The sequence below is a fragment of the Rubrobacter taiwanensis genome, from assembly GCF_004337705.1.
Classification (GTDB): domain Bacteria; phylum Actinomycetota; class Rubrobacteria; order Rubrobacterales; family Rubrobacteraceae; genus Rubrobacter_C; species Rubrobacter_C taiwanensis.
This window is the reverse complement of sequence record NZ_SKBU01000044.1, coordinates 1-11,188: the sequence shown is the minus strand read 5'-3', so window position 1 is coordinate 11,188 and position 11,188 is coordinate 1. Positions and strand designations below refer to the sequence as shown.

General features: G+C 59.7%; 11 protein-coding genes. 5 read left to right on the top strand and 6 right to left on the bottom strand.

From position 1 onward, the window contains the following. Positions 1-333: 333 nt before the first annotated feature. A complete protein-coding gene (locus tag E0L93_RS15440) occupies positions 334-972 on the bottom strand; it encodes a GntR family transcriptional regulator (protein ID WP_132692983.1) in 639 nt (212 codons plus the stop codon). Positions 973-1,204: 232 nt separating this feature from the next. On the opposite strand from E0L93_RS15440, the gene E0L93_RS15435 reads away from it, so the two are divergent. Genes E0L93_RS15435 through E0L93_RS15415 form a run of 5 tightly spaced genes read left to right on the top strand, consistent with a single transcriptional unit; the run spans position 1,205 to position 5,240 of the window. Beyond that, on the top strand, positions 1,205-2,149 hold the full coding sequence (locus E0L93_RS15435) for a DUF6282 family protein (RefSeq protein ID WP_132692982.1): 945 nt from the start codon (positions 1,205-1,207) through the stop codon (positions 2,147-2,149). Then, positions 2,149-2,868, top strand: a complete 720-nt coding sequence (locus E0L93_RS15430) for a PIG-L deacetylase family protein (protein ID WP_132692981.1) — start codon at positions 2,149-2,151, stop codon at positions 2,866-2,868. The genes E0L93_RS15435 and E0L93_RS15430 overlap by 1 nt, the downstream gene beginning before the upstream one ends. Further along, positions 2,865-3,488 carry a 4-carboxy-4-hydroxy-2-oxoadipate aldolase/oxaloacetate decarboxylase gene (locus tag E0L93_RS15425; RefSeq protein ID WP_132692980.1) on the top strand — a complete coding sequence of 208 codons (624 nt, stop codon included), beginning with the start codon at positions 2,865-2,867 and terminating at the stop codon, positions 3,486-3,488. The genes E0L93_RS15430 and E0L93_RS15425 overlap by 4 nt, the downstream gene beginning before the upstream one ends. Beyond that, the gene (locus E0L93_RS15420) at positions 3,481-4,458 is read left to right on the top strand and encodes a catechol 2,3-dioxygenase (protein WP_132692979.1); all 978 of its coding nucleotides are present in this window, start codon (positions 3,481-3,483) and stop codon (positions 4,456-4,458) included. The genes E0L93_RS15425 and E0L93_RS15420 overlap by 8 nt, the downstream gene beginning before the upstream one ends. After that, entirely contained in the window at positions 4,458-5,240 is a 783-nt protein-coding gene (locus E0L93_RS15415; protein ID WP_132692978.1) for a DUF1932 domain-containing protein, read from the top strand. The genes E0L93_RS15420 and E0L93_RS15415 overlap by 1 nt, the downstream gene beginning before the upstream one ends. Before the next feature lie 114 nt (positions 5,241-5,354). Here the strand turns inward: E0L93_RS15415 and E0L93_RS15410 are convergent, their stop codons facing one another. From E0L93_RS15410 to E0L93_RS15390, 5 genes are all read right to left on the bottom strand, one after another. Then, positions 5,355-7,004 (bottom strand): thiamine pyrophosphate-binding protein, encoded by a 1,650-nt coding sequence (locus E0L93_RS15410; protein WP_132692977.1) that lies wholly within the window; start codon positions 7,002-7,004, stop codon positions 5,355-5,357. Between the two features lie 249 nt (positions 7,005-7,253). After that, positions 7,254-8,552: a TRAP transporter large permease gene (locus E0L93_RS15405; protein WP_132692976.1), complete on the bottom strand. Its 1,299-nt coding sequence runs from the start codon at positions 8,550-8,552 to the stop codon at positions 7,254-7,256. Positions 8,553-8,606: 54 nt separating this feature from the next. Next, positions 8,607-9,029: a TRAP transporter small permease gene (locus E0L93_RS15400; protein ID WP_243638272.1), complete on the bottom strand. Its 423-nt coding sequence runs from the start codon at positions 9,027-9,029 to the stop codon at positions 8,607-8,609. Between the two features lie 68 nt (positions 9,030-9,097). Beyond that, positions 9,098-10,153, bottom strand: coding sequence for a TRAP transporter substrate-binding protein (locus E0L93_RS15395; RefSeq protein ID WP_165874421.1), 1,056 nt, complete (start codon positions 10,151-10,153; stop codon positions 9,098-9,100). Between the two features lie 206 nt (positions 10,154-10,359). Then, positions 10,360-11,188, bottom strand: an 829-nt coding sequence (locus tag E0L93_RS15390; protein ID WP_132692973.1) for an ABC transporter substrate-binding protein, incomplete at its 5' end; no start/stop codon positions are given.

Sequence of the window (11,188 nt, the reverse complement as noted above, 5' to 3'; positions counted from 1 at the left end):
CCTCCTTTGGAACGTGCTCGCTAACCAGCTCCTCCACCCCGGCAAGCGGTATTACCTCGTACCTCACGTCCCCTATCTCCAGGGCCTCACTCATCGTACAAACCCCACCCGACTCTCCCTCCCGTCTACGAAAACACATCCCTCCGAGATATTCTGTTCGCCCCTCTGTTATAGTTCAAATACCAATTAAATCTCTCAGCTATACATGCCGGATATCCAAGCCGGCGTCCCCTCTCGACGTAAAGGAAGTTTAGATCACCCCAAACAAAATTGTCAACAAAATTGACAACTATATACCGTGCGAGGGATTCGTGTGTTTCGGGGGGGTCGTCTTCAGGGGGAGCGGGCTTCGGCGGCCGTCTGCTTCAGGGCTTTGGCGACCCGTGAGAGGTGTGTTCGCATGGCCTTCTCTGCTGCGTCTGGGTCTCCGGCTGCGACGGCTTCGAAGATGGCTCTGTGTTCGGCGAGTGAGCTGGGCGGGCGTCCCGGGGTCAGGATGGTCCGGTACTGGAACCTTATCAGCTGGGAGTTGAGCATCTTCAACAATCTGGAGATGGTGGAGTGGTTTGCGATCTCGATCAGGCGCCGATGGAACTGCCCGTTAACGTCGGAGGCGGCCAGCAGATCTCCTCTCTTTAGATGATCCTCCATCTTCGAGAGCAACGCCCGCAGCTCGTCGATGTCCTCCGGCGTGCGGTTCAGAGCGGCGTGCCGCACGGCCACGCATTCAAGCGCCATCCTGGCTTCAAGTATCTCCACCGCCTCCTCTTCGGAGACGAGCCGCACCCTGGCCCCCCGGTTCGGCTCGCGCTTGACCAGCCCCTCCTGCTCCAGCCGGATGAGCGCATTCCGCACCGCAGCCCGGCTTATGCCGAGCTCGCGCGCGAGGTCTAGCTCGATCAGGCGCTCGTTCGGCTGTAGCTTCCCACCGGTTATGTCATCGTACAGCCTGTCGTAGGCAACGTCCGACAACGGCCTCTCACTTCCTCTTCTAACTCCCACACAACCCGCTCCTAATGCTACCACGGCCGTTCATCCCCCCGCGTATACCCCCACCCCCACAACATCCCTTGACACAAACCAACGCGCCACTTACGCTTATGTTAACATAATTGTCAACGATTTCCCGGAGGATGCTGGGGAGGATAACTGGTGGCAGGTTTTAAGGTCTTTCTCATTCGGATACGGGCTGCCGGGCGGGAACATGTGCGGCGGGCCGGCAGGCGGGGGGCCGGGCGTGCGGCCCTCTGATCGGGCGCGGGAGCTCGTGCGGGGGGCTTATGACCACCACGTGCACATCAGCCCGGACGTGATGGGGCGCAGGATAGACGACCTGAGTCTGGCGCGGCGTTTCAGGGAGCTAGGGCTCTCCGGGTTTACGCTCAAGTCCCACTACGTGCCCACCGCCGAGCGGGCCAGCGTGGTCCGGGCGGCGGTGGGTGGGGTGGAGGTCATGGGGGCCATCGCGCTGAACGCTGCGGTCGGCGGGATGAACGCGCTGGCGGTGGAGATAGCGGCGCGGGAGGGGGCGCGGTTCGTGTGGATGCCCACCGTGAGCGCGGCAAACGAGGCCGGGATACTCTCCCGCTCCGGGGGCAAGAAGCTGCCTTTCTGGGCCCGGCTGCAGCGGGAGCTCGAGGAGCAGGGGGTGAGCGCCGGGCCGGTACACGCGGTGGACAAGACGGGGGCGGTGCTCCCCGAGACCAGGGCGGTGCTCAGGGTGGTTGCCGCCCACGACATGGTGCTCGCCACCGGGCACCTCTCGCGCGATGAGATCTTCGCGGTGGTCGAGGCCGCGAGAGAGGAGGGGGTGCGGAGGATCGTCGTGACCCACCCCGAGTTCCCCTCGCAGGACCTTTCGGCGAAGGATCAGATCCTCCTGGTGGAGCAGGGGGCGCTCATGGAGCGCTGCTTCGCCCCGGCGCACGGCGGCAAGGTCTCCTGGGAGAAGATGTTCGAGAACATCCGGGCGGCCGGCGTGGAGAACTCCTTCCTCTCCACCGACCTCGGGCAGCCCGCGAACCCGCCGGTGGAGGACGGGATCGCGCTCATGGCCGACCGGCTGCTCGGGGCGGGCTTCGGCGAGGAGGAGGTGAGGGTCATGGCGGTGGAGAACACCCGGAGGCTTGCGGAAAGGGTGCCCGCCTGATGCCGGAGGGGAGGACGCTCCTCGTCGTCGGGGCCCACTCGGCGGACTTCGTGTGGCGGGCGGGCGGGGCCGCCGCCGTGGCGGTCGCATCCGGGGGGAGGGCCGTGGTGCTCGCCCTCTCCTACGGGGAGCGCGGGGAGTCCGGGGAGCTCTGGAAGGAGCCGGAGCAGACCGTGGAGAACGTAAAGAAGATCCGGCACACCGAGGCCGAGAAGGCCGCCTCCGCGCTTGGGGCCGAGTTTCGGTGTTTGGACCTCGGGGACTACCCGCTCCGGGTGGACGACGCGGCGCTCATGCGCCTCGTCGAGATCGTCCGGGAGCTCGCCCCCGACGCCATCGTAACCCACACCCCCGAGGACCCCTTCAACCCCGACCACCCGGTGGCCTACCGGGCCGTCCAGCAGGCGCGGCTGCTCGCCGCCGGGGCCGGGGTCCCGAGCGCCTTCCCCGGCATAAGGCCGCCGGAGCTCTACCTCTTCGAGCCCCACCAGCCCGAGCTCTGCGGCTTCGTGCCGGACACCTTCCTGGACATAACGGAAGTCTTCGAGCGCAAGAAGGAGGCGATGGAGGCCATGCGGGCGCAGAAGTACCTGCAGCAGTACTACCTGCAGCGGGCCGAGCAGCGGGCCAACCACGCGAGGAGGGTCTCGGGGGAGAAGGGGATCCGCTACGCCGAGGCCTTCCAGCGGGTGCTCCCGCAGGTGGTGAGGTCGCTGTGAGCGGGGTCTGCGGGGAGCTCGCCCGGCTCGGGGTGGCCACCGTCTACGAGGCCTCCGGCAAGCGCGGCCTCATAGACGCCCCCCTCGTGCAGGTCGTCCCCGGCTCGAAGGTGGCGGGCCCGGCCCGGACCGTCCTCTGCGGGCAGGACGACAACCTCATGGTGCACGCCGCGATGGAGCGGGTGCAGCCCGGCGATGTCCTGGTCATAACCATGCCCGAGCCCGCCCCCGTGGCGCTCGTGGGGGAGCTTCTCGCCGTGCAGGCCAGGGCGCGCGGGGCCGCCGCCATCCTGGTCGACGCCGCGGTGCGCGACCTCGAGGAGCTCTGGGAGCTCGGGCTTCCGGTGTGGGCCCGCTGGGTCAGGGTGCGCGGGGCCAAGAAGGAAGAGGTGGGGAGGCTCGACGAGGTGGTCGAGGTCGGCGGGGCCAGGATCTCCCCAGGGGACATCGTGGTGCTGGACGCCGACGGGGCGGTAGCCGTCGAGGCCGGGCGCGCCGGGGAGGTGCTCGAGGCCGCGCTCAAGCGCGAGGAGCGGGAGCAGGGCTTACGCAAGAGGCTCGAGGCCGGGGAGCTCTCCTACGACCTGCACGGGCTCAGGGAGGTCGTCGAGGGTGGATAGGAGAGTTCGGGAGCCCATCTACGACATCGCCCACCTCGGGCACGTCGAGCTGCTCACGCCCGCCTTCGACGAGAGCCTGTGGTTCTTCACCGAGGTGCTCGGGATGGAGGAAGTGGCACGCCGGGGAGGCTCCGCCTACCTCAGGGCCTTCGGCGACTACGCGCTCTATACCCTCAAGCTCACGGCCGCGGACCGGGCGGGGCTTGGGCACATCGCCTGGCGGGCCACGAGCCCGGCCGCGCTCGAGCGGCGGGCCGCCTCTCTCGAGGAGAGCGGGCTCGGCGAGGGCTGGGTCGAGGGGGACCTCGGGCACGGGCCGGCCTACCGGTTCGCCGACCCCGACGGGCACCGGATGGAGATCTACTACAAGACCGAGAAGTACCGGCCGCCGGAAGACCTGCGCCCAGCCTTAAAGAACCAGCCGCAGAAGTTCCCGGCAAGGGGGGTGGGGGTGAGGAGGCTCGATCACGTTAACCTCAAAGCCTTAGACATCGACGCCAACAGCGGGTTTCTGCGGGATCGTTTGGGCTTCAGGCTCACCGAGGAGGTCAGGCTCGACGACGGGCGGCAGGGGGCGGCGTGGATGAACGTCACCCAGAAGTCCTATGATATAGCCTACGGGGGGATAGACGCCGCCGGGATAGGGGGAAGGCTGCACCACGTCGCCTACGCGCTCGACAGCCGCGAGTACGTGCTGCGCGCCGCGGACATCTTCCTGGAGGAGGGCATCTTTATCGAGGCCGGGCCGGCAAAGCACGCCGTCCAGCAGACCTTCTTCCTCTACGTCTACGAGCCGGGGGGGAACAGGGTAGAGATGATCTCGGACATAAAGCTGCTGCTGGACCCCGACCACGAGACCGTGACCTGGACCCAGGCGGAGCGGGAGAAAGGGCAGGCGTGGCGGACGATAATGCCCGAGAGCTTCTTCACCTACGCCACCCCCCTGCCCGAAGAAGCCCCGGACGGCTGATGAGCGGCGGGAAGCGACGCTTCGCGGTCCTGGGCCTCGGAGAGGCCGGGAGCGAGATATCCGCGGACATCGCCGCCCGGGGACAAAGGGTGCTCGGCTACGACATAAGACCCGTAGAGCCCCCTGCCGGGGTCGAGGTGGTGGGGTCTCCGGAGGAGGCGGTGGGCGGCGCTCATGTGGTGCTCGCCCTCGTCCCCGCCTCCGACTCCCCGGCGGCCGCCCGCTCGGCGCTGCCCGCGCTCGGGGAGGGGATGATCTACGCGGACTGCAGCAGCGGCAGCCCGCAGCTCAAGCGCGAGCTGGCCCGGATGCTCGAGGGGACCGGGGCGGAGTTCGTGGACCTCACCCTCATGGGCACCGTCCCGGGGAGAGGCCTCTCCACCCCCGCCTTCGTCTCCGGTCCGGGAGCGGAGCGCCTCGCGGGAATCCTGCACCCCTTGGGGATGCCGGTGGAGCGAGTCTCCGAGGAGCCCGGGGACGCGGCCGGGCGCAAGCTGCTAAGGAGCGTCTTCGTCAAGGGCATGACCGGCGCGATCATGGAGGCCCTGGAAGCCGCGCGCGCCGCCGGTTGCGAGGAGTGGTTGTGGGAAAACATCGTCGCCGAGCTTACGCGGGCCGACGAGGTCCTCGTGCGAAGGCTCGTGAACGGCACCTACAAACACGCCCGCCGCCGGGCCGAGGAGATGGCAGCAGCAGAGCAGCTGCTCGAAGCTCTGGGGGTCGCCCCCGAGATCACGCGTGCGGCCAAAACGCGGCTTCACAGCATATTGCGGCGAGGATAAACCAGGCGACCGAGCGCCCTACTACACGGCTGGTTCCACGACAACCTCTGTGAGGTTGTAGCACCCTCAGAAGCGAAGAAGGTGCGCGCCTGCCTTTAAGCTCTTGACATCTATTTACACTTCAGCTGCGAAAGCTTCCTCCAAAAAGTCTCCTTCAACTTCTGGATTAACCTTGCAATCGACAACCATGACACCTTCTGGAGCCGCCAACCAACTCTTTAGCTGCTCTAGTTCATCCAGCTTGCGCACCAGCATCCCTCTCGCCCCCATAGCAGTTGCAATGGCAGCAAAGTCGCTCCCTTTAAAGCGAACAATATCAGTCGGCAAACCGAGAGAACGGAAGTGGTGTACCTCAGCCCCATATCCAGCATCGTTCATAACAACGATGAGTAGAGGAATTCCAAGGTGGATCGCGGCGTCAATCTCACCTAGGGTCATAAGCAGACCACCATCGCCTATAACAACTAGGGCCAAGCGATCAGTACGAGCGACAGCGGCTCCCATCCCTATCCCCATCCCAAGTCCTATTGACTGAAAAGCCCAAGTGGGAACAAATCCCGCAGCATCTGGTACCGAAAGGTACCTTGTGGGGAATTCCATGAAATGTCCCCCGTCCACAACAACGGTACGCTCTTCAGGAAGAATCTCATCAAGGGCCAAACTGATGAAGCGTGGATCTACCGTTCCCTCATCACTTTTCTCTTCAAAATCATTCTTCCATCTGAATCCTTTGATACGCTGTACGACAGGTTCTGTCCTGAACCCATCCGACTTTATATTTCGACGATCAAGCTCCCTAAGCAAAGCTTCAGCGGTTTCAGTCGCGTCACCGACCACACCCAGAGTAACAGGCTGAACGCGGCCGATAGATGTCGGCTCAACGTCGCAATGGATAATCTGCGCCGATGAGGGAAATAGGTTGCCGTGCTTCATCGTCCACCTATTGAGGCTGGCTCCAAACGAAAGTACGAGGTCAGCCTCACTGAAGAGTTGTACTGCAAGCGAGGAGGCAAATCCTCCGGCGATCCCTAAGTCAAAAGGACTACCGGCAAAAAATCCTTTGGCCGCCGCTGAGGTTGCAAAAAGGGCACCAACCCGGTTCCCTAGTTCCTCAAGCTGCGCACGTGCATCAGCTAGTACTGCTCCTCGACCGGCAATAATCACTGGACGACGTGCTATCTCCAGCATATCAGCCATCGCTGAGACGGCTTCTTCAGAGGGTCTAGGGTTCAGCATTGCACTTGCCACGAACGGGGCTGGGTCCTCTATATCGCAGTCATATTCCTGAAAATCTATAGGAAGAGAGGCTATGATCGGCCGCCGCTCAATTCTGGCGCGGTGCACAGCACGATTAATATCCTCAATTGTTTTATCCGCGCTGCGTATCCGTTCGACCCCGGCTCCCACTGAACTAACTATTCCCCCCTGATCCACATCCAAATTATGGTACAGAGCACCCGTTGCGGTATCCCCAGCCAAAAGAAGCAGCGGTGTCCGACTCTTTACAGCCTCTGTCAGAGCAGTCAGCGTGTTTGTGACGCCTGGACCCTGGTGAACGGTACAAACACCCAGCTTGCCGCTCACACGAGCGTAGCCATCCGCCATACCAATTGCTGCTCCCTCGTGCCGAGCGCCATAGTACCTAATACCGCAACATCTCGTCATATAGTCAACAAGCTTGAAGTTTCCACTACCAACTAGCCCAAAGGCTACATTGACACCGAGCCGTTTTAGCGTCTCACCAACTGCCTCATATACTCGCATGGTCCCCACCTCACAGATCGTTCAATCGATCTTCTCAACAACACTTCCAGAAACCGGTGGCAGATTCAAAGAGATCCTTGAAAGAAATAGTGTTCCAAGTACAAGGTGGATCTCTACCATGGATGGAGCCAATCTTTACCAAACCGCTGACAATATTAGGCTGCCATGCTAAAGCAACACATGTTTCTTGTCTCCAAGCTCTATGAACATCGTTGTTTCGCGTAAGCTTCGACCCTCTCACTATGGACATCACATGCGGTCGGGAAGGAACGTAACGATCGAAGGAAACGCCACAACCAACGCAATAGCGACAATCAACGTTATCCAGAACGGGGTTACGCCACGATACACTGTACCCAGCGGGACCTTTGTAATGCCGCTGACCACGAAGCAAAGCAACCCTACTGGTGGGGTGAGCAGTCCAACCAACAACATCATGACTGACAGCACACCGAACCAAACACCGTCGTAGCCGAGTTGGATCACAACCGGGTATATGATCGGTGTCATGATTACAAGGATGGCAAGCTCATCCATGAGAGTTCCTAGCGCAAAGTAGATTAAAAATATCACTGCGATTACAAGAGCAGGGTGTATATTGAGGTCCGCCACGAAGATGGAAATATTGCGCGGGATGCGAGTGATGGTAAGGAAATAGCCAAACATTAATCCCCCAATGGCTATAAGAAAGATCATCGCCGTAAGTCGGACACTCTTTTCAAGAGCCTCCCAAAATCTCTGCCAATTGAGCCGGCGGGTAACAATACCGAACAGGAGGGAGAGGAACGCGCCAACCGCACCTGCTTCAGTAGGAGTAAAAACACCTCCATAAATACCGCCTATACTGAGCCCAAAGATAACCGGAACCGGCCAGATTCGTCCAATAGCCTGCAAACGTGAGACAGAAGATTGCTCAACATGTTGAGCAGGTCCCAAGTGTGGTCTAAAACGAACGAGCAGATAAGCCGTTAATATTAGGAGACAGGTAGTCATAATTCCTGGAATAACCCCGGCAATCAGAACTCGTCCAATGGGTTCTTCTGTCAGGATGCCATAGAAAACCAATATAGCACTCGGTGGGATCAGTATCCCCAATGTACCGCCTACAGCGGCGCAACCAGTGGCAAGCGAGTCGCTGTAACCGCGCTGGCGCATCTGGGGAACCGCAACGGTGGACATAGTCGAAGCTGAGGCCGTTGCCGAACCGCTGACGGCCCCGAATAATGCTGAAGCTCCTATCGTAGCACCAGCAAGGCCTCCCTTAATTCTTCCGAGAAACGCTTGCAACCCTGTGTAAAGGTCATCAGCCAGCTGGGCACCTGCCAGAAAGAGCCCCATGAGAATAAACAACGGGATCACGCTGAGACTATAGCTATTTGCTCCTCCGAAAGCATCTGATCCGAGGCGGACTAATGCCACATCGAGGCCCGTAATAAAAGCAGTTCCGATCGCACTTACTGCGATCATGGCCAAACCTACTGGAACACGAAGCGCCAGCAGTATAAGAATCGCTACGAAAGCCAGGATGCCAACCCACTCAGGTGGCATGCAAATCTCCTCCCAACCTGGGTGAGTGGTTCATGTCATGCAGCAAGCCCAAACTCACTCCGAGCGTTCCGGTATAGTAGATCGAACGAAGGAGAGTATATTGTTCAGAACTGCTAGTGCATAAACACCAGCGCCAGCAACGGCTAAAAACACCACCAAGTAGATTGGAATCTGCAGTAAATCGCTGGTGAGGCCAACAGCCCTCATACGGAGGGCGAACTCGTACAGTTGCCATGTGAGAAGCAGCAGTAACACGAAACTTACTACTCCCGCAACGATTCGTACGACGTACTGCCATCTCCATGGAAGGCGATCGGACACAAACCTGATCGTGATGTGCTCATCATAGTACTCAACACGCGCCAAAGTGAAATAGACGATTACTACCATTGCTAATTGAGTCAGCTCAATGGTCCCTTGGATCGGCATATTTAACAGCCAACGCCCAACAACGTCAGCAACAGTAAGCAGCATCATAGCCACCAAGACTATTGCAGCCCCCCTCTGCAACCAATGGGTGACTTGTTCTATTAAGCGGCCCAAGGTTAGCTTTGGTCTCTCAGCTCAAGCATAGCCTCATAAACCTCACGCCCAGGCAGACCTTGAGCCTCTCGTTCTTCGATCCACCCATCTATGACCTGCTCGCCAGCCTCATGCCACTGTGCAAGCGCCTCTTCGGAAACTTCGTGTAATTCAATCCCCCTTTCTTCAAGCACTCGTAATCCTTCTTCGCGCTCCGCATCGTAGGAGGTTGCACCTCTCAAGGAAAGTTCCTCACCTGTTAACTCTTCAATCAGTTCCTGGTCCTCTGGCGCTAGACCCTCCCAAGTTTGTCTGTTCATTACGAAGAACTGCGGAGGCACGTAGAAAGATAGCTCAGGAACCGTATGCCCAACGAGATCCTGGAAATCATAATTGTGCATGGTCGAATAAGGAGAGACCATGCCATCGATTACTCCGCGTTCCAGAGCATCGTATACCTCGGTGATTGGCATGCCTACTGGGGAAGCCCCTATTTCTTCCAGCACTAAGTTAGTGGTACGCCCCGGTGAGCGCATCCTCAAACCACGCAAATCCTCAACCGTTTCAATCGGACGATTCACAGTGTGAGGTGCTCCCGGATCGCCACACCACAATCCGAGCACCTTAACCTCTTCATACTCGGCCGCCAACTCGGGTACCGTTTGATACAACTCCCAGAAGACACGAGTGGCTTGCTCAGCGTTGTCGAAAAGGAAGGGCAAAACTATGGCTGAGGTAAGGGGGAAACGCCCCGGGGTGTATTCTTGGAGTCCATAAGAAAGGTCCATCACACCCTGAACGCCAGCCTCAAATTGTTCCTCAGCAGGTCCCATAGCGCCGCCCGGGTGTATATCTACCTGAATCCGTCCCTCGCTACGTTCGGCTATCTCCTCGGCAAACGGCACAAAAACATCTCTGTGAATGTTGTGCTGCTCAGAAGAGAAGTGTCCCAAGGTGAGCCGAGTCTCACCTCCCTCAGCCGGACCACAACCAGCAACGCTGAAGAAAACCACCGTACCCCCCAGCGCACCTCCAGCAATCCTCAGAAAATCTTGCCTGCTGAAAAGCCGCTCATTCATACCTAGGCTCATACCTCCTTCCCTGTAAAACTGTTTATCCCTTCTCACCCCACCGTCTATAGAAAATAGCTATCCAATCTCTACGAGCTATCCTTTGAAACGCCCCCGTACTCCCCTGTAATCAAATTATAACCCAGATATACAAAATTGCCAACATAATTGTCAACTTTAGCGTTCGCCACATTTTCCGACTGTGCTAGGCTTTTTTAGTTCGGCGGGCTGGGCGGCATGGCGACCTCCTCGATGGTCTCTATGACCTCAACCTCTATCCTCTCCCCATCCCACACGTTCTCACCTATGTAGTAGTTCTGGATGGGGTTGTTGGTCTCAGGGTCTATGGTTATGGGACCGCGCGGGCTCTCTATGGAGATCCCCCTCAAAACCTCTATGAGGGCCTCGGGCTCAGCGCTCCCCGCTTCTTCCACCGCCCTTGCTATGACCTGCCCCGAATCGTACCCCTGGCAGTCTATGAGATCGGGCAGCCGGTCGTGCCTGCTCTGGAACTCCTCGACGAAGCGGCGGTTGGTCTCGTTGTCTATGGTGGGATAGTAAGGCGAGCGCGTAATTATGTCCTCGGCCGACCGGCCGGCGGCATCGGTCACGAGGGAACTGCCGAGCTGATCCGTACCCACGAGCGGTATCTGGCCCTTGAGGCCGAAGCTGTCGTACTGCTGGATGAAGCGTATGGCGTCGGTGCCGGAGAGGAAGGCGAACACCACCTCAGGCTCGGCCCGCCGCATGTCGTTCAGGTAGGTGGCGAAGTCCGTGGTACCCGGAGCCGAGAAAACCTCCCCCACCACCTCCCCACCTGCCTCCTCGTAGGCGAGGGTAAAACCTTCTATTACCTCGTAGCCGGCGACGTAGTCCATGCCGATGGTGAAGGCCCTCCGGCCCACGTTCTCAACTACATACTCCGCGCCTGCGGCGCCGGTCTGATAGTTAGATTGAGAGACCCGGTAGGCGTAGTCGCTCTTCTGCTCCCAGGAGAGCTCGTTGGCCGCAGCGTTGGAGTTGATCAGGATCACCCCATCCCGC